The 25,310-nt window shown below is 61.7% G+C and carries 17 protein-coding genes and 1 tRNA gene; 9 read left to right on the plus strand and 9 right to left on the minus strand.

What is annotated here, in order from left to right:
* Positions 1-399: 399 nt before the first annotated feature.
* Entirely contained in the window at positions 400-1,974 is a 1,575-nt protein-coding gene (locus OIL77_03360; protein ID HJI44457.1) for a carboxypeptidase M32, read from the plus strand.
* Positions 1,975-2,071: 97 nt separating this feature from the next.
* Here OIL77_03360 and glmM read toward each other — a convergent pair whose 3' ends face one another.
* From glmM to OIL77_03375, 3 genes are all read right to left on the minus strand, one after another.
* On the minus strand, positions 2,072-3,403 hold the full coding sequence (gene glmM, locus OIL77_03365) for a phosphoglucosamine mutase (GenBank protein ID HJI44458.1): 1,332 nt from the start codon (positions 3,401-3,403) through the stop codon (positions 2,072-2,074).
* 83 nt (positions 3,404-3,486) lie between these two features.
* Positions 3,487-5,799 carry a DUF4012 domain-containing protein gene (locus OIL77_03370; GenBank protein HJI44459.1) on the minus strand — a complete coding sequence of 771 codons (2,313 nt, stop codon included), beginning with the start codon at positions 5,797-5,799 and terminating at the stop codon, positions 3,487-3,489.
* A gap of 149 nt (positions 5,800-5,948) precedes the next feature.
* Positions 5,949-6,971, minus strand: coding sequence for an EamA family transporter (locus OIL77_03375; GenBank protein ID HJI44460.1), 1,023 nt, complete (start codon positions 6,969-6,971; stop codon positions 5,949-5,951).
* A 289-nt stretch (positions 6,972-7,260) separates the two neighbouring features.
* Between OIL77_03375 and OIL77_03380 the strand changes: the two genes are divergently transcribed.
* Both OIL77_03380 and OIL77_03385 read left to right on the plus strand, forming a co-directional pair.
* Positions 7,261-7,335: transfer RNA gene (locus OIL77_03380), tRNA-Val, on the plus strand.
* Between the two features lie 226 nt (positions 7,336-7,561).
* Positions 7,562-8,248, plus strand: coding sequence for a DUF5710 domain-containing protein (locus OIL77_03385; GenBank protein ID HJI44461.1), 687 nt, complete (start codon positions 7,562-7,564; stop codon positions 8,246-8,248).
* Positions 8,249-8,692: 444 nt separating this feature from the next.
* Here OIL77_03385 and OIL77_03390 read toward each other — a convergent pair whose 3' ends face one another.
* Positions 8,693-9,775 (minus strand): HNH endonuclease, encoded by a 1,083-nt coding sequence (locus tag OIL77_03390; protein HJI44462.1) that lies wholly within the window; start codon positions 9,773-9,775, stop codon positions 8,693-8,695.
* Positions 9,776-9,990: 215 nt separating this feature from the next.
* Here OIL77_03390 and OIL77_03395 point away from each other — a divergent pair, with 215 nt between their 5' ends.
* Positions 9,991-10,482 (plus strand): hypothetical protein, encoded by a 492-nt coding sequence (locus OIL77_03395; protein ID HJI44463.1) that lies wholly within the window; start codon positions 9,991-9,993, stop codon positions 10,480-10,482.
* Between the two features lie 100 nt (positions 10,483-10,582).
* Here the strand turns inward: OIL77_03395 and OIL77_03400 are convergent, their stop codons facing one another.
* Entirely contained in the window at positions 10,583-12,049 is a 1,467-nt protein-coding gene (locus OIL77_03400; GenBank protein ID HJI44464.1) for a putative DNA binding domain-containing protein, read from the minus strand.
* A gap of 623 nt (positions 12,050-12,672) precedes the next feature.
* Here OIL77_03400 and OIL77_03405 point away from each other — a divergent pair.
* The 3 genes from OIL77_03405 (at position 12,673) to OIL77_03415 (ending at position 17,385) form a co-directional block, all read left to right on the plus strand.
* A complete protein-coding gene (locus OIL77_03405; protein HJI44465.1) occupies positions 12,673-15,708 on the plus strand; it encodes an insulinase family protein in 3,036 nt (1,011 codons plus the stop codon).
* Between the two features lie 629 nt (positions 15,709-16,337).
* Positions 16,338-16,667 carry a type II toxin-antitoxin system HicB family antitoxin gene (locus OIL77_03410; protein HJI44466.1) on the plus strand — a complete coding sequence of 110 codons (330 nt, stop codon included), beginning with the start codon at positions 16,338-16,340 and terminating at the stop codon, positions 16,665-16,667.
* 121 nt (positions 16,668-16,788) lie between these two features.
* Positions 16,789-17,385, plus strand: coding sequence for a 5-formyltetrahydrofolate cyclo-ligase (locus OIL77_03415; protein HJI44467.1), 597 nt, complete (start codon positions 16,789-16,791; stop codon positions 17,383-17,385).
* Positions 17,386-17,427: 42 nt separating this feature from the next.
* Here the strand turns inward: OIL77_03415 and metA are convergent, their stop codons facing one another.
* Positions 17,428-18,354, minus strand: a complete 927-nt coding sequence (gene metA / locus OIL77_03420; protein ID HJI44468.1) for a homoserine O-succinyltransferase — start codon at positions 18,352-18,354, stop codon at positions 17,428-17,430.
* Positions 18,355-18,564: 210 nt separating this feature from the next.
* Here metA and OIL77_03425 point away from each other — a divergent pair, with 210 nt between their 5' ends.
* A complete protein-coding gene (locus OIL77_03425; GenBank protein ID HJI44469.1) occupies positions 18,565-19,542 on the plus strand; it encodes an L-lactate dehydrogenase in 978 nt (325 codons plus the stop codon).
* Between the two features lie 133 nt (positions 19,543-19,675).
* On the opposite strand, the gene OIL77_03430 is transcribed toward OIL77_03425, so the two are convergent.
* The 3 genes from OIL77_03430 to OIL77_03440 all read right to left on the minus strand — a co-directional run bounded on the left by OIL77_03430 (position 19,676) and on the right by OIL77_03440 (position 23,529).
* Positions 19,676-20,644, minus strand: a complete 969-nt coding sequence (locus OIL77_03430) for an SIS domain-containing protein (protein HJI44470.1) — start codon at positions 20,642-20,644, stop codon at positions 19,676-19,678.
* Positions 20,645-20,788: 144 nt separating this feature from the next.
* The gene (locus OIL77_03435; protein ID HJI44471.1) at positions 20,789-21,544 is read right to left on the minus strand and encodes a GntR family transcriptional regulator; all 756 of its coding nucleotides are present in this window, start codon (positions 21,542-21,544) and stop codon (positions 20,789-20,791) included.
* A gap of 2 nt (positions 21,545-21,546) precedes the next feature.
* Positions 21,547-23,529 (minus strand): ATP-dependent DNA helicase, encoded by a 1,983-nt coding sequence (locus OIL77_03440; protein ID HJI44472.1) that lies wholly within the window; start codon positions 23,527-23,529, stop codon positions 21,547-21,549.
* A gap of 313 nt (positions 23,530-23,842) precedes the next feature.
* On the opposite strand from OIL77_03440, the gene OIL77_03445 reads away from it, so the two are divergent.
* Entirely contained in the window at positions 23,843-24,964 is a 1,122-nt protein-coding gene (locus OIL77_03445) for an IS110 family transposase (protein ID HJI44473.1), read from the plus strand.
* The last annotated feature ends 346 nt before the right edge of the window (positions 24,965-25,310 follow it).

Genomic DNA, 25,310 nt, shown 5'->3' on the forward strand with positions numbered 1-25,310 from the left:
CATGTGCATTGCCCAAGGACGGTTGAATTCCGCGGTACCACCTTGTTTGACCCGGCGGATGTCTGGCCCGCCGTGCCCACTCTGCGCCCCTTATCGCGAGGCTCACGGCTTCCCTACTGGGGCTTCGCCGCCGCTGGCCGCGCGCCCGTTGAGGTCGCTGCTCGGGAGTGAACGCTTGGCCCTTGCCACCGCAGGAAGGCTTTCAGCCCATGACCTTCCCTCTCTTGCCGGCGACGCGGCGGGCAAAACCCTCTCCGTCAACGCATTGGGCTATAGGATACCACATTGTGCGAGCGTATCGCCGCGTTCCGTTTTGTTCGCGCTGGGTACAAGACGGGTAGCTGTGCAAACTGGCCGTGCGCCCAAAGGCGGCGCGGCCTGCGAGATTAAGGATATGGTATGGGAAAGAAACTCGATAAGAAGGCCAAGGCCGCCGTGGCAAAAGCCGCCAAGGGCGTCAAGGCCGACAAGGCCGTCAAGAAGTTCCGCAAGCTCGAGGGCAAGCTGTGGACCCGCGAGTACCTACTCAAGATTGCCGAGTTTGACGGCGCGACCATTGCTCCCGCCAACGGTGCCGCCGCCCGTGCCGACGCCATGGGCACCCTTGCCGGCGAGCACCACAAGCTCCTGACCAGCGAAAAGTCTGTCGAACTTGTGCGCTCGCTGGCACGCGAGACCGTCGCCGGCGGAAAGATCGACGACCCGCAGTTGCTTGACGAGATTCGCGTGCTCGGCCGCGACCAGCGCGAGGCAAGCGTCATCCCCACCGAGGAGGCCGAGGCCTGGACCAGGCTCACCTGCGAGGCCGACGCCGTGTGGCACAAGGCCAAAGCGGCCAACGACTGGGCGAGCTTTGAGCCCTATGTGGACAAAATCGTCAGCCAGCTCAAGCATCAGGCCGAGCTCATGGACCCCAAGCGCGACCCATACGACGTGTGGCTCGACCAGTACGAGCGCGGCCTTTCCACCGAGAGCTTCGATGCGTTTTGCGACGAGGTTAAGGCCACGGTCGTGCCGCTCGTGCACGCCATCGGCGAACGCGGCCAGCAGCCCGCTGCCGACTTTTTGCACGCCCGCGTGCCCGAGGCCGCCCAGCGCGCCATGAGCTTTGACCTGATGAAACTCGTCGGCCTGGACCTGGACGACACCACGCTTGCCTTTACCGAGCATCCGTTTAGCGAGGGCTTCTCGGTGGGCGACGCGCGCATCGCCACGCACATCTACGAGGACGATTGCATCTCCAACGTCTACAGCATCATCCACGAGGCGGGACACGCCATGTACGAGCTGGGCGTCAATCCCGCCTATGCGCGCACCTGCCTGGAGGGCGGCACCTCCATGGGCATCCACGAGAGCCAGAGCCGCTTTTTCGAGAACACCGTGGGCCGCAGTCGTGCCTTTATGGGACCGCTGCTCGAGGTACTGCGCCGCCACGCGCCCGAGGTCTACGGCGACGTTGGCGAGGACACGCTCTACCGCGCCGTGAACATCGCGCAGCCGTCGTTGATCCGTACCGAGGCCGACGAGCTCACCTACCCCCTGCATATTATGGTGCGCTACCAGATCGAGCGCATGCTGTTTGCCGGCGAGGCCACGGCCAAGGACATCCCCGCGCTTTGGAATCGCTTTATGGACGAGTACCTGGGTATTCCCGTTCCCGACGACACGCGCGGCTGTCTGCAGGATACGCACTGGAGCGGCGGCTCGTTTGGCTACTTCCCCACGTATGCGCTGGGTAGCGCCTACGATGCCATGTTTGTGCCGGCCATGTGCCGCGACGGCGTTGACCTTAACGGCGCCTGCGCGAGCGGCGATCTGGCGCCCGTCCGAGCCTGGCTGGGCGAGCACATTTGGCAGTGGGGCCGCGCCAAGGACGCGCCGGAACTCATCAAGGGCGCATGCGGCATGGCGTTCGATGCCCGCTACTACTGCAGCTACCTGCAGGACAAGTTCACCACGCTCTACGAGCTGTAAGGCATAACCGACACGTCAACGCAAAGGGGACGCCGCGGAACCAATCCGCGGCGCCCCCTTTCCACCTAGTTGTTTAAGAACGTCCCCAATGACTACCTTACAGAGCCTCGAGCGCGTTGGCGATGCGCTTCATGGCGGCATCGGCGGATGCTTGGTCGGGCGCCTCGGCCAGCACGCGGATAACCGACTCGGTTCCGCTCTTGCGCACGAGCACGCGGCCCTCGCCTGCCAGCGCAGCCTCGGCCTCGGCGATGGCGTTCTGCACGCCCATGTTCTCGAGCGCGGCGTCCTTGTCCGCCACGTGCACGGCCACCTGCGCCTGCGGCAGCAGCTTGCACGGAGCCGTGAGCTGCGAGAGCGTCTCGCGCTCGGCACGAATCACTTCCATCACGCGCAGCGAGGTCATAATGCCGTCGCCCGTGCGCTCGATATCGCCAAAGATCGTATGGCCCGTCTGCTCGCCACCCAGGCTGTAGCCGCCCTCGCGCATCTTGGCATACACGTGACGGTCGCCCACGCCGCTGGTCACGGCGCTCAGACCGGCAAGCTCCAGCGACTTGACCAGGCCAAAGTTGCTGGCAATCGTCGGCACCACGGTACCGCCCGAGAGTCGCCCGTGCTTGTTCAGATACACGCCGCACACGTACAGGATCTGGTCGCCGTCTACCACGCGACCGCGCTCATCCACGGCCAGGCAGCGGTCGGCATCGCCGTCGTAGGCAAAACCCACGTCCAGGCCCTGCTCCACCACATGGCGCTGCAGACGCTCCATATGCGTGGAGCCGCAGTCGACGTTGATGTTAAAACCATCGGGCGCGGCGTTGATCACGCGCACGTCAGCGCCCAGCGAGTCGAACACCGGCTTGGCCACCGAGGAAGCCGAGCCGTTGGCGCAGTCGATACCGATCTTGACGCCCTGCAGCGAAAAGTTCACGCTGGCGATGAGCGAAGCAATGTAGCGGTTGCGGCCCTGCATGTAGTCCACCGTGGCGCCGATGTGGTTGCCCGTGGCCAGCGGCACCTCGCTCTTGCCATCGATGTAGTCCTCGATGAGCTCCAGTACGTCCTCGTCCATCTTAAAGCCGTCGCTGTTGACGAGCTTAATGCCGTTATCGCAAAACGGGTTGTGGCTCGCGCTGATCATGATGCCGCAATCGAAGCAGCCCTCCACGGTCTGATGCGCCACGCCCGGCGTGGGGATCACGTGCAGCATATAGGCGTCCGCACCGCTCGCGACCAGACCGCTCACCAGCGCCGCCTCGAACATATAACTCGAGCGACGCGTGTCCTTGCCCACGATGACGCGTGCCTTGCGCTCGCGGTTGGCGCCGTAATACCAGCCCACAAAACGGCCAATCTTATAAGCATGCTCTACCGTCAGCCCAACGTTGGCCTCACCGCGAAAGCCGTCGGTGCCAAAGTACTTCATGCGCTCTCCTTACAAAATAGGGGCGGACAGATTGCCTGTCCGCCCCAAAATGGTACTCGATTATCTGCGCTACCAGAAAAACCCTACGCCGACGCGCTGTCGCGAGCCGCCTGGCATGTAGGGGTCTGACGCAGCGTAAGAGGCTTGTCCCCCGCCTCGGCCGACGTGGTCAGCGTATACGTGATCGTCGTCGTCTCGCCAGCATGCAGGTCAACGGTGCCCGAATAGAAGGGGATTCCATGCCACGTAGCGGCACCAAGACCAAACTGGGTACCCTCAACCGTAAGGTCACTGATGTTGCCACCCGTCGGGGCAAACAACGAGACATTCAGACGCTCGTCGTCACGCGCGGCATCGGGCGCGCTCGCCGCAACGTAGTCGGGCAGCTTGCCAGCCTCCTCCTGCGTCATGATGTTCGTCAGGGTAACGGTGATGTGATAGGAGCACGTGCCGTCGCCGTTCTTCACGCCCTGACCAATCTGAGTGTCGGCGTTCAGATACCAGTCGAGCTTGGAGAAGCTCAGGTTGTTAAAGTAAACGCCGGCAACGGGATCGGCACTCGGATCATCCGGATCGGGCAGCGAAGCGTCAATGCTCGTCTCTTTGATGGCATTCTGCTCATCATCGTTTCTCATCCACGCGATCAGGCGGCCCTCTTCGGCACCGCGCTCAACGGCGCTGACAAGCTTCGTAACATCGACATCGCCGATACCGCCAAGGACCTTGTCGAAGGCAGCGCTGGCGACGGATGCAAAGATGCCGTCCGACTCCTCGACCGGATAGTTCCAGTACACATCGTGCATGAGGACCTTTGCGGCGTTGGTGCCGTCGACAACCGTTCCGTCGGGCAGTGACACGTTACCGACCAGGCCCAGCAGATACTGCAGGAACACCGGGTCGATACCGATGACGCCATCAACGTCCTGTCCATACTGGGACTTCCACAGCGCGGCGACACGCTGCGAGTTGCGGGGCCAATCAGGCGAATAGGTATTGCCCGAGTTGTACAGGTTGCTGTGGTTGCCGAACAGCGCCTCATCCTCTTCGTCGACGCTCTCGACCGCCTCATCCTCGCTGAGTCCAATGCGGGGAACAAACTCGCCAATCGACATCTGACCGTCGGTGACCGAAATCAGGCCCTGCGAACCGCCAAAGCCGCCGCAGGCACGAATCTCGACGTTGTTCATGGCGTACATAAGGTAGTTGCGCGTCTGGCCGTTGGCGCCGAGCATCTGGGGAAGGACGGGGGCGACCTTCTCCGCCGCGTCAACCGCGCCGTTGAGGGTGGCAAAGCCGTCCTTGGCCTTATCGACCAGCTCGGTCACCTGGGAAATATGAGTATCGCCAATGCCCTGGACCTTCTCGTTGGCGCTCTTGAACACCTTCGAGCTGCTGGAAAGCGAATCGGCGACCGCCTGCAGCGCGGACACGTTAATCATGCCGTCCTGGAACAGCTTGCCGGGCGTAGCCTGCGAAAGGTTATCGGCCATGGGAACCAGCGCATTGCTCGAGACATCGGACAGGGCGTCAATCATGGTGCGGGCCGCATTGATATCGCTGCCATACACCGGGATAAACGAAGCCGCCGTCCACAGCGGGCTCGAGGTCTCCGCCTTCATGCTGTTACAGAGCTCATCGATCTTCTTCGCGTCGTCAGGCAGCGTCGAAAAATCGCCCGACGTGACCTTGTCCTTAAGGCCACCGACGATCTCGACAGCCTCCTTCGCTTCGCTCTTTACGGTCTTTGCCGAGTTAAGCAGCATAAAGCCGCTTGCGCCAAGCGCAACGAGAAGCACCGCGACTACAGCGGCAATAATGGCGCCGGTGTGACGCTTTTTGCGCTCGCCCTTGCGATGGCGATGACGGACCAGACCGTCAGAGGTCGAACTCGACGAAGCATCGCTACCGTAGTTCAAGCCAAAATCGTAATAATCTTCCTTGGAACCCGAGCCCGCAAACTCGGCACCGCTATCATCCAGGCGGGCGAACGTGCCTGTCTCGGAGGCGCCGGTGTAAATCGTGCCGAGGTTACCCGTAAGCCCCGCGCCACCGGCAGAGGGAGTATTGTTGTCGGCCTTGCCGGCATTAACGTTGCCGGCGCCATTCGCGGCGTTGGCAGCACCTGCGTTGTTCGCAGGTACCGAAGGAGCCCCGCTCGGCTGCGACGCAGAGGTTGCACCGCCCGCAAAGACATTTCCTCTTGCACGGCCGGTCTTTTTTGCCTTTTGAGACTGCTCGTACAGAGCGGTAAACATCGCCGTCTCGCCCGGGGACACGCGCTTACCGGAACCGCCCTGTCCAGCGCCGCCCGGCGTGCCGGCCTTACCAGCCCCGTTCGGACGCGGCGGAACTGCAGGGCGGCCGCTATCGCTGCCCTTAAAGTGATTACCAGCCATAAAGAAATCCTCGCAATTGAGTCGCAATGAAAAAGTCCATAACGTTACTAGTTTATGGCATTTTGAGCATCGACAGCTAAACTCCAGACACGGACATCAATTGGCGAAAATGCGGCACAACACCTTTTCCGTCTTGGCAGCGGCGCTAGCTACACCGTGAGGAACATCATCACGATGATCATGACAAAGCCGATAAGGTCGGTCGGCAAAAACACCGTCCCCAGCATAACGGCGCTGGTGATGGTCGCCGAAACCGGCTCCACAGTTCCGATGAGGCTCGCGCGCACCGAGCCGATGTCCTTAACGCCCTGCATATAAAGCATGTAAGCAAAAAACGAGCCGATAACCACGAACACCGCGAGCGCCTCGATGCCGGCAGCGTCGAGCGCCGGCATATGCGCCCAGGGCTGCACGAAGACGCACGAGACCACGCCCGCCGTGAGCATTGCCGAGCCCGTGACGATGGGGCTGCCGTATTCGGGCAGGATCTTGGCGGGAATCACCGCCATACACGCGGCGCTGACCGCACACATAAGACCTGCTGCCAGGCCAAGCGGCGAGATATTCAGGCTGGTGGGGTCGCCGCCGGTGGCGATTAAAAAGGTTCCACCCAGAGCCAGGCCAATGCCGATGACTTCGCGAGTACGCGGCATACGGCGATCGGTCACGCAGGCGTAGCCCATGATGATAACGAGCTGCAGGCACTGGAGCACCGTCGCGGTTCCGGCGTTCGTCAGGCGCACGGCCGAAAGATAGCAAAACTGGTTGAACAGCAGGCCAAAAGCGGTAAAGAGCAGCAGCTGCTTGCGATCAGCGGGCGTCGTCCAAAGCTTGACCAGGCGTGCGCGGTCGCGCGTGACAACCACAGCCATAAAGAGCAGGCCGGCGAGAATCTGACGCACGCTCATAAGCCACAGCGTATCGACATGGTAGGTATCGAACAAAAAACTCGCGCTGGTGCCCGAGAAGCCCCAAAACGAACCGCCCACCAGCGTAGCCAAGACGCCCGTGATCATCTTGCGCGTCGAAGCGCTGTTCAGGCGGTCGCGCCATGCGCGACGGGTGTTGCGGCTGAGCTCGTCGGTGCCCTCGGGCACATCAATGTTCGATATATCGGTCATCGGCACCGAAGCCCCTGCGCCTTCGACCTGCTCGACACACTCTTTGCTCATTCCACTCCCCCGAAACAGCCTGGAAACAATTCGGCTTACCTTACCACGGCGAAGTCACCAGCTGGAGGCTTGTCCGCTTATCGGTAGGACAATTCCGCAGGCGTCTTTCCATAGCTCGATACCGCAATGGCCTTGCATTATGCGACAGCCAAATCGCGGCAGCAGGCTCTTTTGAAATGGATGCGACAAAGCCCCCGAATTCCACAATGTAAGCGATTTTTAAAAATGTTCTTGCCACCGAGTTCAGGCTCCGTTATATTATCCCTTGCGCGCTTGCGCACCCTTGATCGGGCGTTTAGCTCAGGGGGAGAGCGCTTCCCTGACACGGAAGAGGTCAGAAGTTCAAATCTTCTAACGCCCACCAAATGTTCGCAGCTCAGAGGCTATGTCCTCTGGGCTGTTTTGTTTTATGTCGCCAAATCAGCTGGCAGCTCCAACCGCCCAACTAGCCAAAAGCCGACCATCTACTTGCCGATCTATTCATCGGCATAACCAATCAGTCCGCACCGCAACTTCTCAGCAAAACGCCGCGATGTCTGCGCCCTGCGGTATCCTTGAGCCACTTGCACCTGCAGCACCAAGGAGCCGCCATGCGCACCGAGCTCGATGTCCCCTTTTCGCACAAAGAAGAAGCCAAGGCGCTGGGCGCCAAATGGGACCGGACCAAGAAGATCTGGTATGTACCCAGCGGCGTCAACCCCGAGCCCTTTGCCGAGTGGCTGCCCGGTGTTGACCGATCCGACCCCTCAGCGCCGTATATATATCTAGTACTGGGCAAGCGCGAGTGCTGGAAGTGTCACAAAGAGACCTCGGTCGCAGCCTTCGGCATTCCCTATCGAACCGATAACGACGAGAGCATCGCCATCGCGCACGCGCCCAACGAAGCCGGGTACATTGCCATCGACACGGCCAACGCCAACGCACTCGCCATCGTGCCCGCTCTTGGCTGCGTACCGGGCGAGATCCGCGACTACCTTCATAAGCGCTGCGGCTACAAGCCCGTAGGCGCGCGAGCCTCCAAAGCCCCGTCGCTCGGCAACACGTGCACCAGTTGCGACGCGCTGCAAGGCAGCCGCTATCTGTTCGAGGAGCCCTCGTCCCCGTTTGCCCTCACTGCCATCAACAAGCTGCCGGCACTGGAGTTTATACGCGTCGAAGTTGCCGGCGTCTTTGGCGTCCCGGTCACGCGTACCGACTTTGACCAGGCGCTCTTTACCTGGGCACGCGACCATCACGCCGAGTTCCACAAGCAACTCGGTGAGGGGATTTATTTGTAGAGGCAAAAGACACTCACAGCCAACTCCTCCGCATCACCTATCCCTCGTCGCCGGCGTCGTACACGATATCGAGGCCACAAACAGGGCATTTCTCCGGATACACCGGCATATGAACGCCTGTCCGTTTTCTCACTTCGTCGCTGAGTCTGTCGCGCGCATCGATAAACCGAATGTCGAGACACGGTATTTGCGAGCCGCAGCAAGGGCAGGTGACGACAAACGACGCGCAATCAACCTCTACGCTCGGAAACATATTGTTGTCTATAAGGGCACACGGCAGTTTTCCGTACTTCCCCATCGCAATATCGCCTCGCCAGCTCATATACGCTCCCCTCTCGCTATACAAATCAGGAAGAGCATGCACCGGCGGGCGTGCGCGAGATTGCATCGCCACGCGATCCGATCAAACAACACGATCGTCAAAGAATGCCAAAGCCAAATACGCTAATACGGCAGAAGCCCCGCCTTTTCACGCTTCTTTTCCGAGCGATCGAACTCAATGCGATGGGCCTCAAGAAACACCGTATCGGGTCGCCACTGACGCTCATCCGGCTGCCTTAGCGTCGCACCCGCAAAGGAAGCGTAGTCGGTCTTATCCAGCAGGTACGATCCGCACAGCCGATATTCGCCGCAAACAGGCTCAAACGAAATCAGGTGAGCATCAAATAGGGAATGAAGATCGCGCCGAAGCAGAATACCGTTGCTGGCAACCTGCGATTTGGGTCCCGAGTAATTCTCGATATGTGCAGCCTCCAGAGCTTCACTGACGCCGCAGTCCGACACCGCGCAACGGCCATCATAGGCGGCAACGAGCTGCTTGCGGAACCATTGCTGCCCCAATCGCTCGCGCCTTAACGCATAGCGGACCTTTTCGTCGTCGGTCGCACCCTGTCCGGCAAACTCAATATCGACGGGTATGTGCTTCAGATAACTCATGTCGGGCGCAAAACGAGGGTCCGGTCCGCCTTTATGAACAGGACCGTGCAGAACAAACCATCCATTTTCGGGCTCGAACCGCTCAACAAACGCAAGGCCGAGCACCTTATAGCCCACCTCGGTTGCAAATATGACTCCGACTGGGACGCCACATTCCATGCAGTTGAGCATTTTACGGTTGTAATTCTGGTCTCGAGAACCAACGGCTCCTGGCGCTTGGACCGAATACTTAATGACCCACGTACCGTCATCCAAATAGAGCGGAGGCACATCGGTGTAGAAGCTCTTTTTAGAGTTATGGACCGAAAGCGCAAAGATCTTATTGGGATCTTGCTTCACCCGATCCTGGCCCGGCCAGAAGATCCCTGAATCCCGCGTTACGGGAAAGAAGTCCGAGCCAATTCTCAAACGGTACTGATACTGAGGACTATCTTCCTTGGTGTGGTGCGGAAGGCTGGTCCAAACGCCGCCGCGCTGTTCCTCACCCAGAAACCACTCCCATGCCTCAACGTATTCGGAAGGCACGAGACTGCAGGCGCGGTCATAGCTTGGTCCATCCATCAACGGAACAGCAAGGTCAATGTCGTTCATCGCCAGCACCTACAACCATACGAACGCGAGTCATGCCCCTCAATAATATGGCCGAGAGTCAATTATTACGAGATCTCATTCCGCGATCGGCACATCGTTGATGCTCTCGGTTTGCCGCTGGCGCGCTTGTACCCCGCTACCCCACTTCCCTGTATACTGATGTAGCACGTGTTTCATCCGGGCTTGTTGGGCCGGGTCGTTCATGGGAGGTTCTTGTGGCTGTTTCGAATCCGCCTAAGGGAAGCGTTTCTTCTTCGTCCATCAAGCCGGTTACGCGCAAGGCCGTGCGTTGCCAGCGCGAGGTCGCTTGGCTTGTCACGCAGGCGGCGGGCAGGCTTGTGGCGACCACTCAGGACGTCAATGCGCCTACGCCGAGCTTTGTGTTAGCGGCGGCGCTGGATTTTGTGCGCCAATTGGAGGTTGCCGCGCAGGATGCCAACGGCCACCTCGACTACCAGAACGTTATGGCGCCCGACCTGCAAACGTTCTGCCACATGGCCAAGTTGCCTGCCGCGCCCAATGCGCTTTCGGACGCAGGCTACATGTTTACGCTCTCGGGCGCGGACCTTATCCGCGACATCTATGCATACTGCAGCGAGCTCGCCGAGCGCCACGTCTTTGACGCGGCAGAAGTCAAACCGGGAAATGTCATCAAGCTGGTTCTTAGGCTGTTCCTGATAGACGGGTTCGGGGCCATGCCGGCGTAAGCCGAGTCTTTAGCATCACCGTCGACTGGGCAACAACCGCTTTACCTTAATGGACGCCAATCGAGGGTCGATTATTGGGTCGCCTCGTCCACTAACGCATCTATCCCACGCGCTCCGACAGTCGATACTTGCGGTTGCGGCTCGTCGCCGGCGCCGTGGGCTCAAGCTCGCCTTGAGCAATGAGCGCGTTGACGCGCGACCTAACCTGGGAAATTGTGAGCCCTGTGTGCTCTGCCAGCTCGCGCGTCCCCAGCTCGCCGTAGTGTTTGAGTGCCGTCACAATTAAGCCCCCGCCATGATCGACCGGCTCGATCTTTGAACGGTAAAGTACGACCTTGAACCGATCGAATCCCGGGCAGAACAGGGGCCCGGCCAGACCATGCGCGCGCATGGCATCGATCATCATCGGGATGCCCGAGCCATTGCCCTCAGCCGGCGAACCTGCGCCATCCGGCAGCGGGACAATCGACATGAGCTTCACAAGCGTCGCGTTACGGCATCGGGAGCTGCCGTCAAACAAGTTCTCGCGAGTCTTTCCCCCGTAAAGGCCGCCAGGATTTGTCACCTCGACACGATCATCAAAGACGTCGACGGCAATCGATTGTCCACAGAACCGATCCCCGTATTCTCGATGGATTACGGCGTTGGCGATTGCCTCGCGCAGAACCTCCTCGGGAATCTCAAGCGAGTCGACACGCGAGACGCCTTGGACGGTCGAGGTTCGCCGCAAATTCTTGGCGACGGCTGCGACGGCATCCGAGATCATCTCGCCCAACGTTCCCTCACAGATTGTGCGGTCCATGAACCTCAGCGACCCCGCCATGCCCTTCTGAGTTCCCGCATGGACAGCCACGTCAATGAAGAGCTTGGGATAGAACTGCTGAGGGTAGGTGCCCACAACTAGGAGTCCAGCCTTGGTGACATTGCCCTGGGAATCAAGGATATTTAGGCGCTCCAGCTTCGTTTGTTTGTCCGGCGCGCCGCGCATTGCCCGGGGCGTCAACGAGAAAGCCCGATCTATCGTACGGTCGACCAGCGTCTCGTCGAGATTGTCCGCGCCCGCACCCGCCACCGCGTCCCGATCGCTCGGAGTCGCTCGACCGTATGACGCCAATGCGAGCACCTCGGTCGATGAAAGCGGCACATCTTTGTCATCGATGCGCTTGTAGCTGCCGCCCTGGGCGCCCCGCTCTATGACATAGCAGGGCTTGCTCGACGGATCGAGCTCCTCAATCGTAATGACGAGAACGATGACGTCCTGAAGCTCCACTCGCTCGATCGTGTATTTAGGCGGATTGGCCAGCTTTCCTCGACCGCCCGCATCACCCATGCCTGACACAAATTGGTTGAGCACTTTCTCGGTCTCGAAGTTCTCAACCGGGACAAAACCTGCGCGCTCACTCACTCCGAGCACGATGATTCCGCCGGCAGTGTTCGCGAATGCGCTCACCGTTTCCCACACATCGCGGGAAAGCGTCGTGGCGCTCTCCTTCACTTCGACGTTAAGATCATCCGAGCCCATACGCCTTAAAGACTCAAGCAGACCGGTCAGCTCGTTTTCGTTCATCTGCACGTCCTTTCGCTCGGTCCTGCGGAGAATGCCGCGGATAGATTTCCCTCGTCTCTCAGTTATCTCTCGAAATTATCTCTCATCTATCTCTCTATCTCTCGGCTTAGAGATAGAGAGATAGATGAGAGATGGAATGTCTACCATTTGCTTCATTTATACATATTTTTGCTGGTAGAACAATTGGTATTGAGACAATACCATGATTGCCTGTCTCTTTGCTGCTCAGTTATCTCTCATATTTTTCTCTCATCTTCCTGTCATCTCTCATATTAGAGACGAATGAGGGACGAGAGATACGCGAGTGATGGACGAGCGAGGATTTTCGGACGGTCGGATATCGAGAGTGGATATTTGGACGGTTTTTGGGGCTTTTGCGGCAAATTCCGTCCAAATATCCACTCTCGTTCGATAGGTATCCGGAAATCCTCGCTCGTCCGTCCGAATATCCACTCTCGTTTGGCGAGTGTCCAATTTTCCACGCTCGTGCGGCGGGCACGCGAGCCCTTCGCCCAATCCGCTGGCATCGTCTCCAGTTCGCCGCAGGGTCGCGGCCCCATATGGGTATACTCTCGAGGATTCGACTCGATTCGCCCCCGCTGGGGCGTCAAAGGAGACTGCATATGCCCACCACCTCAACCGACCCGCGCGCCGCAGCCGCTGCACTGCTGGTGCCCGGCACTACCTGCCACGGCTTTGCCGTCGAGCGCCGCGAGACCGTGCCCGAGCTCGACTCGGACGCTTACGTGCTGCGACACACTGCCTCGGGCGCTCGTCTGCTGTACCTGGCGTGCGACGACGAAAACAAGGCCTTTGCCATTGGCTTTAAGACGCCGCCGGCCGATTCCACCGGCGTGTTCCATATTCTTGAGCACTCGGTGCTGTGCGGATCGGCCAAGTTTCCCGTCAAGGAGCCGTTTGTCGACCTGATCAAGAGCTCCATGCAGACGTTCCTCAACGCCATGACCTACCCCGACAAGACCATCTACCCCGTTGCCACCACCAACGAGCAGGATCTGTACAACCTGATGGACGTGTACCTGGACGCGGTGTTCAACCCGGCCATCTATACCAAGCCCACCATTTTTGAGCAGGAGGGCTGGCACTACGAACTGGACCTGCCGGAGGGCGACGGCGACAGCAGCGCCGCGAGCCTGCACGAGGGCACGCTGCGTTATAACGGCGTGGTGTTCAACGAGATGAAGGGCGCGCTGTCCGATCCCATGAGCGTGCTGGACGATGCCGTCAACGCCGCGCTCTATCCCGACACCGCCTATGCGCACGAGAGCGGCGGCGACCCGCGTGCGATTCCCGCGCTCACCTACGAGCAGTTCCTGGACACGCACGCGCGACACTACAATCCCTCCAACTCCTACATCACGCTCTACGGCGACCTGGACGTGGACCGCGCACTGGCCTTTTTGGACGAGCGCTATCTGTCGCAGCCGAGTGCCGCGAGCCGCCGCATGGACGCTGCCGTTGCCGCCGGCGAGGACCCGTCCACGCTGGCGCCCAATCCGTTGGACGCGCAGGCGCCCGTGACCTGCGAGTACAAGCGCATCGAGATGGCCACCACACCCGAGAACGCCCTGGTGGGCCTGGGCCTTGTGCTGGGCAGCGCGCTCGACCGCAAGCGCACGATCGCGGCGGATATCCTGTTCGAGGCGCTGCTGGGCTCCAACGAAGCGCCGGTTAAGAAGGCCATTCTGGCCGCCGGCCTGGGCGGCAACGTGGTGAGCTACACCGCGGCCGAGAGCCTGCAGCCCTACGAGCTCATCATGCTGCAAAACGCACAGCCCGGTGTGGCGCGCGAGCTGCGTCGCGTGTTCCAGGACGCCTGCCGCGACCTGTGCGAGCACGGAGTTCCGCGCGAGCGTCTGGAAGCCATCATCAGCAGCAACGAGTACGACCTGCGCCAGCGTGACTATGGCATCGCCGACGGCGTGGCCATTGCGTGCGACGCGCTGAGCACCTGGCTCTACGATGACGACGCCGCGACGCTGGCGCTCAAGTACGGCCCGGTGTACGAGGAGCTGCGCAGCGAGCTGGACGGCAGCTATTTTGAGGACCTGCTGCGCGAGCTGGTGCTGGAAAACGACCACATGGCACTGGTCGAGCTGGTGCCGGTGGACGCCGCCGAGGGTGCGGAGAGCGCCGAGGCCGCAGAGCTTGCCGTCAAGCGTGACGCCATGACCGACGCCGAGCTGACCAATGTGGTTGAGCGCACGGCCGCGCTGCGCGCCGCACAGGAGGCCGAGGACACGCCCGAGGCCAAGGCCACGCTGCCGCGCCTGCGCGTGTCCGACATTGGCGAGGCGCGCTCCGAGCCGCCGCTCGTTGTGGACACGACCGCGCCCATCCCCTGTCTGCGCCACGGCATCCCCACCAACCGCCTGGCCTACGCCATGCAGTACTTCGACCTGAGCAGCGTCGCATTTGAGGACCTGCCCTATGTGACGTTGCTCTGCCGCCTGCTTAAGCAGCTGCCCACGCGCGAGCACTCGGCAGAGGAACTCGACAACCTGCTTGCCGGCAAGCTGGGCTTTTTGAGCTTTACGACCGAGGTCATGACGCAGCCCGACGTGGACGGCGTGCGCCCCTACCTGCTGGTGAGCGCCGGCGCCCTGTCCGAGAAGATCGATGCGCTGGCGAGCCTGCCGCGCGAGGTGTGGTCGAGCACACTTTTGGCGGACGCCGACGCCGACCGCGTGCGCGACGTGCTCACGCAGATTCGTATTGGACTCGAGCAGGGCTTCATTAACAACGGCCACTCGGCGGCGCTGGGCCGCGCGATGAGCTACAGCTCGCCTTCGGCCGTGGTGCGTGAGCAGCTCTCGGGCGTAGACTTCTACCTGTTCCTGCGCGATTTGCTCGACCACTTTGACGAGCGCCTGGACGGCCTGCGTGCCAAGCTTGCCGAGCTGGCAGGCCGCATCTTTGTGGCCGACGGCTGCCTGGCGAGCTTTACCGGCAGCGATGAGGACTTTAACGCGTACTGGGCCGCCGCGGGCGACTTGGGACTGGGAGCTGGCGACGGCGCCGATGCCGGCCGCGACGCGCTCGTGGTGCCGACGCCGTGCGACCGCCACGAGGCTTTTGTCATCCCCAGCGACATCTGCTTTGCGGCAAGCGCATGCGACCCGCGTCGCTTGGGCATTGACGTGACGGGCGCCTGGGCGGTTGCCGCCAACGCACTCTCCTACGACTACCTGTGGAACGAGATCCGCGTGAAGGGCGGCGCGTACGGCTGCGGATTCCGCGCGGCCGGCGAGCGTCAGGCGGCGTTCTACACCTACCGCGACCCGGCAATCGATCCTTCGATTGAGCGCGTGGAGCGCGCAGGCGAATGGCTCGGCAGCTTTGAGCCCGACGAGGCCGCCTTTGAGGGCTTTATCGTGAGCTGCGTGAGCGGCATGGACGCGCCGGTGAAGCCGTACGCACTCACCAAGCGCCGCAACACGACCTACCTGGCCGGGCTCGATCCGCATGCGCGCGAGGAGCGTCGCGCCCAGATGCTCGCCGCCACGCCCGGTGAGCTGCGCTCGCTCGGCGCCGATGTGACGCGCATCGCAGCCGAGTCGCCCACCTGCGTCTTTGGCGGCCGCGAAGTCATCGCCAAGAGCAACGCCGGCTTTAACGTCGTCGACCTGCTGGGCTAACGCACAAAGGTAGATTTTTGGGACATGCCCGGAAATCTACCTTTTTCTTTTGCCGCAGTCTGCCGGTTTGTCTCGATCTGTAACATCTAGACGGTAATATTGGATCCAGATGTTACAAATCGAGACGTTTTCGGATGATGCCGGCCCTTTGTCTCAATCTGTAACATCTAGGTCAGATTTTGCAGAGTTACTGTTACAGATCGAGACAAACCGCCGCAGACGCCCATCACAGCACAGACCACCACAAAGGTGCCTGTCCCCTTTCTCAGTGGTGATTCGAACGCTTGTTCTATACGTACACATGTTCTATATTATGAGTGTTTGCATCGGACTTAAATTGCAACTAGAATATAGTTGCAGAATGTGAGGCGGGATGACTCGATCCGATAAACTCATCGCCCAGCTGCTTAGCTGTCCTTCAACGTATAGATTTGCTGACTTTCTTAAAGTTATGGCTTCATATGGCTTTGAAATGGACAGCAAAGGCAAGACGTCCGGATCGCGCGTTCGCTTCTACAGGCCATCAGATGGCAGGATGTTCGTAATGCACGCGCCTCATCCATCTGACGAATTGACAGCGGGGACCATTCGAAACATCGTTCGCTTTCTGCAAGATGTCGGAGGTAGTCATGAGTAACGTTTTGGCATACAAGGGTTATTTCGCCCCGGTCGAGTTCGATGCCGAACAGCATGTGCTAACAGGTATGGTCGCCGGCATTAGGGACGCAATCGTATTTGAAGGCTCCACGGCTGAAGAAGTGGAGCAATGCTTCCACGACGCCGTCGACGATTACCTTGAGTTTTGCGCCGAGAAGGGCAAGGAACCCGAGCGGGCTTTTAAGGGCTCGTTCAACGTAAGAACGGGCTCTGAGCTCCACAAGCAAGCAGCGCTGGCAGCGGCAAAGAAGGGTGAGTCACTCAATAAGTTTGTGACTGAAGCGATCGCTGCGGCGCTGTGAAGCCAACGTCGAGTCGAAGCCGCCACACAGGGCGCCTTTGTGGCGGCTTCGACGTTTGCCCAGATAAAACCAGCCAAAATAAGCCTGTCACTTTTTGGCAGGTTTGCTAGAGGAGGTTGGGATGGACAAGGCTGAGTTGCGGCGGGCGGTGATTGCCCAGCGCGATGCTCTTGATTTGGACTTGCGGGCGGCGAAGTCTGCTGATATCTGTGCGCGGCTGGTTGAGCTGCTGGGCCGCTTGGATGCCGCGGCGCCGCGCATCGTTGCCGTCTATGCCGCGATGGGTTCCGAGGCAGACCCTGCCGCGTTTGCCGCTGCGGCCGCCGTGCGCGGCTGGCGCGTAGCCTATCCGTGCATGCTCTCGGCAATTGATGCCGCAGCTTGTGGCCAGCGCATGTGTATGCGGGCAGTTGCCGCCGACGATGCGTCCGCGGCTCCGTTTATCGCCCACCCTACGCGGGCCTTTGCGGCCACGGACATCGACAGCGACCGCTTCCCCATCGTGCCTGCCGAGGCTCTCGACATGATTGTTGTGCCGCTCGTGTCCTTCGACCAAACCGGCGCGCGCCTGGGCTACGGCGGCGGTTGCTATGACCGCTATCTGCCCATGCTCTCGCCCGCATGCCAAATCATCGGCATCGCCTTTGACGAGCAGCGTGTCGACCGCGTTCCCACCGACGCTCACGACCTGCCGCTACCCCACATCATCAGCGCCTAATCGCCGCCATATCAGCCACGGCTACAGCAGTACCATCGCAGCCTAGTGCTCCTCGCCGGCGCAGGCCAGGTCGTAGGGCGTGGTCTGGTAGACGTAGTAGTTGAGCCAGTTGGTGTAGAACAGCTGAGCTTGGCTGCGCCAGACGTTGCGCGGCTCGGCGGAGGGGTCGTCACCCGGAAAGTAGTGCGCCGGCACCTCCGGGTTGAGCCCGCGCTTCACATCGCGCTCGTACTCCAGGCGCAGCGTATCGGTGTCGTACTCGGGATGGCCAAAGACAAAGAAGCGACGGCTGTCGGTCGACTTGACGATGTACAGGCCCACCTCGTCGGACACGGCCACGACCTCAAGCTGCGGCTCGGCCTCCACGTCCTCGCGGCGCACGTCGGTGTTGCGCGAATGTACGGCATAGAAGCGGTCGTCAAAGCCGCGGACCAGCGGGCTTTGCGGCTTCACCAGATAATGCTCGAACACGCCGCTCGCCTTTGCCGGCAGGTCGTACTTCTGGATGCCGTAATGATGGTACAGCCCTGCCTGCGCGCCCCAACAAATGTGCAGCGTAGAGTGCACGTGCGTGGTGGACCAATCCATGATCTGGCAGAGCTCGGGCCAGTAGTCGACCTCCTCGAACGGCATCTGCTCCACCGGCGCGCCCGTGATGATCAGGCCGTCGTAGTGGATGTCGCGGATGTCGTCGAACGTGCGGTAGAACGTCTCCAGGTGGCCGGCGCTCACGTGCGTGGCCTCGTGCGTCTTGGTGCGCAGCAGGTCCACCTCCACCTGCAGCGGCGTGTTGGAGAGCTTGCGCATGATCTGCGTCTCAGTGGCGATCTTAGTGGGCATGAGGTTGAGGATGAGCACGCGCAGCGGACGGATGTCCTGGTGCAGCGCGCGGTACTCGGTCATGACAAAGATGTTCTCGCTCTCGAGCTGCGCGGCTGCAGGGAGAGCGTCGGGGATACGAATGGGCATGGATGCTCCTTACGAGTCAGTTACAGCTATGGTACAACGACCGGCCCCATCCGCGCGAGCGCATCGCCCAGCGATGCCGTCAACGGCCCAAATCACTCCAAAAGTAGAGATTAAGGCATGTCCCAAAATCTACGGCACTTTAGCCTAGCAAAGTAACAGCAGGACGCTACAATGGTTCGACGCGAAAAACTCGGCCGAAAGGATACATATATGTACCAGACGCGTAAGATCGGTGTGGTCGGCCAGGGCCACGTAGGAGCACATGTTGCCAACAGTCTGCTCATGCAGGGCATTGCCGATGAGCTGTACCTGTGCGATATCAACCAGGCCAAGGTGACGTCCGAGGTCCAGGACCTGCGCGACTCCCTTTCGTTTGTCCCGTACAACACCAAGATCGTCAACTGCTACGACCACTACGAGGAGCTTGCCTGCTGCGACGTCATCGTCAACGCCGCCGGCAAGGTCGCGCTGGCCGCCGGCAACCGCGACGGCGAGCTGTTCTTTACCACCGACGCCGCCCGCACCTTTGCCAAGCGCATCGTCGACGCCGGCTTTGATGGCATCTTCGTGAGCATCTCCAACCCCTGCGACGTCGTGTGCACCGAGCTGTGGCACCTGACCGGCTACGATCCCAAGAAGATCATCGGCTCGGGCTGCGGCCTGGACTCCGCCCGCCTGCGCACCGAGATCTCCAAGAAGGTCGGCGTGAGCCCCAAGTCCATCGACGCCTACATGATCGGCGAGCACGGCTTTAGCCAGCTGGCCGCCTTTAAGGCCGCAACCATCGCCGGCAAGAGCCTTAACGAGCTTCAGGCCGAGAACCCCGACAAGTACGCCTTTGACCACATGGAGGTCGAGGAGCTCGCGCGCAAGGGCGGCTACGTAACCTACCAGGGCAAACAGTGCACCGAGTACGCCGTCGCCAACTCCGCCGCGCGCGTTTGCGCCGCCGTGCTGCATAACGAGCACGCCGTGCTTTCCGCCTCCACGCTCATGACCGGCCAGTATGGCGAGGAGGGCATCTTCACCTCCCTGCCGTGCGCGATCGGTGCCGAGGGCGTCGAGGAGGTCTACACGCTGGACCTGTCCGAGCACGAGCTCGAGGGCTTCCACAAGAGCTGCCAGCACATCCGCGACAACATCGCCCAGCTCGACTGGTGGGACGCCGAGGCCTACGACGCGAAGTAGGCCGCCGCTTGACGCGACACCTCGCTCATACGGACGCTATGCAAAGCGGGCCGCGCCGGAAATCCCCGGCACGGCCCGCTTTTTGGCTCATGCGACACGCTCGCGAATCGAAGGTGAATGCTTTTCCCGTTACCTAGTACTGCTCGATGCCCATGTAGCGACGAATCTCGGGGCTGTGGTCGAACACCTTGCCGCGGGCGGCGCGCAGCTCGCAGCTCATGTTGTAGAAGAAGATCGGCTCCAGGAACGAACGCACGCTGGCAGGCACTTCGCCCACGCCGTACTCGAGCGCATCGAGCACCATGACTGTATCGGTGTGCGTGTTGAGGAACGCCAGCGCGCGCTCCTCCATGGGGCGGCACTCGCCCGATCCGAGCTGCACAAAGTAGAACACGCCGGGCTCGGTGGCTTCGAACGGGCCGTGGAAGTACTCGCCGGAGTGGATGTAGCAGCAGTGCTGCCACTGCATCTCCATGAGCGAGCAGATCGCCATGGCATAGGTCTGGCTAAAGTTGGGACCGGAGCCCAGGATATAGAAGAACTTGTGCTGCTGGCAGAGCTCGGCAAAGCGGGCGCCCAGCTCGGCGTTGACCTTCTCACGGGCGGCGGGCAGCAGCGCATCCATCTGCTTGAGGCCCTCATACATGTCGGCGAGTGACTCGTAGCCTTCCTGCTGGTCGAGCAACTCGGCGGCGATCAGAGCGCCAATGCCCTGCGGCACCTCGGCCTGCGACACGCCCTCACCCCACGGATAGACCCAGGTAGTCCACTTGCCGTTGTCGATCTTTGAGCCCTCGCAGTCGGTAAGGGCAATGACCTCGGCACCGGCGGCCAGCGCCATCTCGCAGCCGTCGACGACCTCCTGCGTGTTGCCGCTGTGGCTGCAGGCGATGACGAGCGACTTCTCGCCAAGACTCTTGGGAGCCATCAGGCAAAACTCGCGTGCCGTGTAGACCGTCGAGGTAAACGTGGTGGCCTCACGCTTGAGCAGCTCGTTGGCCGGCATGAGATCGATCATCGAACCGCCGCAAGCGATCCAAAAGACGTTCTCGATCTTGCCCTTGCGCTCGATAATTTCCTGAATCAGATCATGTGCGTTCATGCTGATGCCCCTCCTTGTGTGGCGGCTTTTGGCGACGGCTGCTCGTACCTGCTGTCGTTCTATGTTGTTCTATATATACCACGCATGCAGCCACGGTGGAAGCCATTGCGGTAAATTTGTTCCATGTTGTTCTATTCGTGAACGTTAGATGTCGAACACGTAGCGCGAGCCCACGATCTTTTGACGACCGAGCAGCAGGGGCCGCTCGTCCTCATCGGTAAAGTAGGCCTCCATATAGAAGAGCGGCTCGCCGACCGGCACCTCCAGCAGCGGGGCCGTCTGAGTATCGGCAAGCGCAATCTCCACGGTGCAGGGGTCGGACTTGAGCGGCGCGCGACCCGAATGCTCGGCAACGAGCGCAAAGATTGAGTTATCGGTGAGGTCCTCGTCGGCCAGCGTCTGCAGGTAGGGATGGTCGGCGAGCACAAAGGCGTTGTTCTCGAGCATGACGGGGATGCCGTCGGCCGTGCGCACGCGCTCGACCACGATAAGCTCGCAGCCGGGCTCCACGCCAAAGAACGCCGCATCCTCGTGCGTCGCCGCGACCACCGTGCGCGACACCAGACGCGCACCCGGCACCATGTCGTTGGCAGCACAACCCTCAGTAAAGCTCTGGACGTCACCCTTCTGGCGAATCTTGCGCTTGAGCTTGGGGGCGCACACAAACGTGCCCCTCCCCTGCTGGCGGTTGAGATACCCCGCGCGCGACAGCTCCTCGATGGCACGGCGCACGGTGATGCGCCCCACGCCGTAGGACTTCGCGAGCTCCATCTCGGAAGGAATGCGCGAGCCGGCCGCGTACACGCCGCGTGCGATCTCGCCTTTCAGGTCGTCCATAACCTGCTGATACAGCGGCACGGCGGATGCGCCAGAGCGGTCGGTTTTATCGTCGAATGCCATCGTTATGCTCCATTCCGTGCATGCTCGGACTCAAACTCTTCAATCGCCGCCATAAACTGCTCGCCAAAGGCGTCGGCCTTTTTCTCGCCGATGCCGTTGACCTGGATAAGCTCGTCGCGCGTCTGTGGGCGTAGGCGGCACAGGCCGCGCAGGGCCTTGTCGGAAAAGACCATGTACGGCGCCATCTCCAGCTCCGTCGAGATCTCCTTGCGGAGGGCACGCAGGCGCTCGAACAGCTCGGCATCGTCGCCAACACGCGGGCGCTGATCCAGCTCGGCCTCCTCGCGCAGCAGATCGACGGCGCGGCGGGCGCGGGCCGAGGCCTTGCGCTTGGACGCACGACGCTTAACGGTAAAGGCAAACACCTCGTCCTCGACCTCGCCGGCGCGCGGGCCCAGTCCCACGACCGGGTACTGCCCCTGCGAGGTAGCCAAATAGCCGCGCCCGCACAGCTGCCCGATGATGTCCTTAATGCGTCCGACCGATTCGCTCGACAGCTCACCATAGCCACTGTCCTGATCCAGGTTCATCTGGCGAATGCGCTCGGTGTTGCCGCCGTGGAGCACGTCGGCGATCAGCGACTTGCCAAAGCGCATGGGGCGCGTGGCCACATAGCGCACGGCGGCGCGGGCCATGTCGGTGACGTCCTCGACCTCGAACTGCGTGAGGCAATTGCTGCAGTTGCCGCAGCCCTCGGCGTCATCCGTGGCGGTGGCGCCCGCACCAGCCGCAGCAGCATGCTCGGCCGCGGCCTCGTCGCCAAAGTAGCGCAGCATGTATTCGCGCAGACAGCCGGTGGTATTACAGTAGCCCTCCATCTGGCTGAGCAGGCGATATCGATTCTGGAGTGCCCACGCGCGCTGCTCATCGTCAAGCGCCTCGTCGGCAGCGTCGCCGCGATCGATCAAAAAGCGGCGCATGCGAAAATCGTTGCCGTTCCACAGCAAATGGCAGCTGGCCGGGTCGCCATCGCGACCGGCGCGGCCCGCCTCCTGGTAGTAGGCCTCGATGCTCTCGGGCACGTTGTTATGGATCACGTAGCGCACGTTAGGCTTGTCGATACCCATGCCAAAGGCGTTGGTGGCAACCATCACCTGGGTATCGTCGTCGATAAAGGCGCGCTGGCTTTGACGACGGGCGTCGTTGCCCATGCCGGCATGGTAGCGGCCAACGCGAATGCCGCTGGGGCCCAGCGCCTCGGCAAGCTCACCTGCCAGCGCATCGACCGTCTTGCGGGTCGAGCAATACACGATGCCGCTCTCGCTCGAATGCGCAATCACATAGTCGCGCACCCACGCGGCCTTGGCCTTGTCGCCCATCTCCTCGCAGCCAAAGTAGAGGTTCTTGCGATCGAAGCCCGTCACCACCGTCGCGGGGTTTTGCAGGCCGAGCATCTGCTGAATGTCCGCACGCACGCGCTCGGTCGCCGTGGCGGTAAAGGCCGCCACGATGGGGCGCTGCGGCAGGGAATCGATGAACTCGCGAATCTGCAGGTAGGCGGGGCGGAAATCCTGGCCCCATTGACTCACGCAGTGGGCCTCGTCAATGGCCACGAGCGGCACGCCAATGCCGGCAGAACTCGCGGCCTCCTGCGCAAAGGCTAAAAAGCGCGGCTCGAGCAAGCGCTCGGGCGCCACGTACATAAGCTGGTAGCGGCCCTCGCGCGCCCGCTTGAGCACAGTGTTTTGCTGGGCCGGAGTAAGACTGGAGTTGAGATAGCTGGGCCGCGCGCCCGCCGCAAGCAACGCACGGGTCTGGTCCTCCATAAGCGACAGCAGCGGACTCACCACAAAGGTGATGCCGGGCAGCATGAGCGCGGGCACCTGGTAGCAAATGGACTTGCCGGCGCCCGTGGGCATAACACCCAGCGCATCGCGACCGGCAAGGATCGCATCGACCATGCGGTCCTGTCCCGGGCGAAACGAGGTGTAGCCAAAATAGGCGCCGAGCGTGTCGAGCGCCATCTGCTGCATGTTATCGGTCATGGTTTCCTAACGTCCAAGTCATCTGCCGCCGATTATACGCCGCCACGCGGACAGCAGCACACGGCCGCCGCCCAGACTAGTCGTTTAAGAACGCCCCCAACGGCTAAGGAGTGTCCCCAGGTGCCGACAGAAAAGGAACGTCCCCAAGTGCCGGCCCGGCAACGCCGATGTTTTGGCGCGGACAGACACTATGACCCAATCCAAGGGCACTGAAAAGATAGGAGCCCCCGCTCGTGACCGCGGGTCGGGGCTGCGACAATGATGTTGAAGTGCCATAGGCGCAGCCGCGCCGCAACGAGGTTGGGAGGCTCCCATGCCAAAGTATTCTACCGCGTTCGGGATGGACGTCCACCTGAGGTCGACCACCGTCTGCGCCCTCGACGCGGACACCGGCGAGGCCGTGACGAGGAGGTTCCCCGGCAACCCCTGGGGCGAGATCGCCGGGTGGATGGATGGGTTCCCCGGGCCGTCGCTCGCGGCCTACGAGAGCGGCTACCTCGGCTTCGCCCCGCAAAGGGAGCTCGCCGGGCTCGGCGTCGAGTGCGTCGTCGCCGCGGTCTCGAAGATCCCCAGGTCGGCCGCCGACTCGGCCTCCAAGAACGACAGGAACGACGCCGCCAGGATGGCCAAGGCGATACTCGCCCACGACATCTCCCCCGTATGGGTCCCCTCCCCCGAGGTCGAAGGCATCAGGGACCTCGCCGGCGCCTACGACGGGGCGACCGCGCGCCTGGCGACCGCCAAGCAGCGGCTGCTCGCCTTCCTCGCAAGGCGGGGGTTCGTCTACGGCGGCACCACGCCCGCCGGCAACCCGAGGAAGTACTGGACCTACGACTTCCTGAGGTGGCTCGACAAGGTCAGGCCGGAGGACGATGGCGGGGCTCGGACGCTCGCCGCCCTGAGGAACGAGGTCGAGGCCGCGGCGGAGGCCCGGGCGGACCTGCTCTCCGAGTACAGGGCGGCCGTGGATGCCAGCCCGATCGCCGCGGAGGTGGCCGCCCTCCAGTCGATCAAGGGCTGCGCCTTCGCGCTGGCCGCGGCCTTCTCGGCCGAGGTCGGCGACTTCGCGAGGTTCCGCTCCGGAAGGCAGGTCACGGCCTATTTCGGCCTCGCGCCGAGCCAGAGGTCGAGCGGCGACTCCGTCCGGCTCGGAGGCATCAGCGGTGCGGGCAACGCGCTCGTGAGGAAGCTGGCCGTTGAGGGTTCATGGTGCTACGCCGCGGCACGGCACCAGCCGAAGCTCATGCCGAGGGACACGGGCGTGCCCCTCGAGATAAGGGTGCACGGGAGGAAGGGGTCCGAGCGGCTCCTGCGGCGGCGCGAGGAGATGCTCGCCCGCGGCATGCCCGCGGCGAAGGCCAACGCGGCCACCGCGGCCGAGCTCGTGAGGTGGCTCTGGGCCCTCGGGATGATGTGCCGGGAGGGCGCGGAATAGACATAGCCCCCGTCCCGGCGAGCCGGGCGGCCTTCGGGGATACCCCCTATTTCGCTGTGCGCGCGGAGCCCTCCGCATGCGCCTCGACAGACTTGGGGAACCCCGCCGAAGGAATGGAGTGCGGGCCGACAGAACGGTATCCGCGGATATGAGACTGAGCCGAAGGCGTCGATGACATGCCGGGGGCGGACCGGGACGGGTTAACGGCAGGCCCCGCCGACCGATTGCAAGCGGTCGGCGGGGCCATTGTGGCTCTTGACAGCGGATTGGGTCATATGAGCGAAAGCCCGCCAGAGCGAGCAAGGTGCCTTGAAACGAGGCGGCATTGACCTTCTGGTCATGCCGC

The sequence above is a fragment of the Coriobacteriaceae bacterium genome, from assembly GCA_025993015.1.
In the GTDB taxonomy this organism is placed as follows: domain Bacteria; phylum Actinomycetota; class Coriobacteriia; order Coriobacteriales; family Coriobacteriaceae; genus Collinsella.

Excerpts from the sequence above, each read along its gene's own strand:
- OIL77_03360 (HJI44457.1), top strand. The coding sequence starts at position 400 with ATGGGAAAGAAACTCGATAAGAAGGCCAAGGCCGCCGTGGCAAAAGCC.
- glmM (HJI44458.1), bottom strand. The coding sequence starts at position 3,403 with ATGAAGTACTTTGGCACCGACGGCTTTCGCGGTGAGGCCAACGTTGGG.
- OIL77_03370 (HJI44459.1), bottom strand. The coding sequence starts at position 5,799 with ATGGCTGGTAATCACTTTAAGGGCAGCGATAGCGGCCGCCCTGCAGTT.
- OIL77_03375 (HJI44460.1), bottom strand. The coding sequence starts at position 6,971 with ATGAGCAAAGAGTGTGTCGAGCAGGTCGAAGGCGCAGGGGCTTCGGTG.
- OIL77_03385 (HJI44461.1), top strand. The coding sequence starts at position 7,562 with ATGCGCACCGAGCTCGATGTCCCCTTTTCGCACAAAGAAGAAGCCAAG.
- OIL77_03390 (HJI44462.1), bottom strand. The coding sequence starts at position 9,775 with ATGAACGACATTGACCTTGCTGTTCCGTTGATGGATGGACCAAGCTAT.
- OIL77_03400 (HJI44464.1), bottom strand. The coding sequence starts at position 12,049 with ATGAACGAAAACGAGCTGACCGGTCTGCTTGAGTCTTTAAGGCGTATG.
- OIL77_03405 (HJI44465.1), top strand. The coding sequence starts at position 12,673 with ATGCCCACCACCTCAACCGACCCGCGCGCCGCAGCCGCTGCACTGCTG.
- OIL77_03410 (HJI44466.1), top strand. The coding sequence starts at position 16,338 with ATGAGTAACGTTTTGGCATACAAGGGTTATTTCGCCCCGGTCGAGTTC.
- OIL77_03415 (HJI44467.1), top strand. The coding sequence starts at position 16,789 with ATGGACAAGGCTGAGTTGCGGCGGGCGGTGATTGCCCAGCGCGATGCT.
- metA (HJI44468.1), bottom strand. The coding sequence starts at position 18,354 with ATGCCCATTCGTATCCCCGACGCTCTCCCTGCAGCCGCGCAGCTCGAG.
- OIL77_03425 (HJI44469.1), top strand. The coding sequence starts at position 18,565 with ATGTACCAGACGCGTAAGATCGGTGTGGTCGGCCAGGGCCACGTAGGA.
- OIL77_03430 (HJI44470.1), bottom strand. The coding sequence starts at position 20,644 with ATGAACGCACATGATCTGATTCAGGAAATTATCGAGCGCAAGGGCAAG.
- OIL77_03435 (HJI44471.1), bottom strand. The coding sequence starts at position 21,544 with ATGGCATTCGACGATAAAACCGACCGCTCTGGCGCATCCGCCGTGCCG.
- OIL77_03440 (HJI44472.1), bottom strand. The coding sequence starts at position 23,529 with ATGACCGATAACATGCAGCAGATGGCGCTCGACACGCTCGGCGCCTAT.
- OIL77_03445 (HJI44473.1), top strand. The coding sequence starts at position 23,843 with ATGCCAAAGTATTCTACCGCGTTCGGGATGGACGTCCACCTGAGGTCG.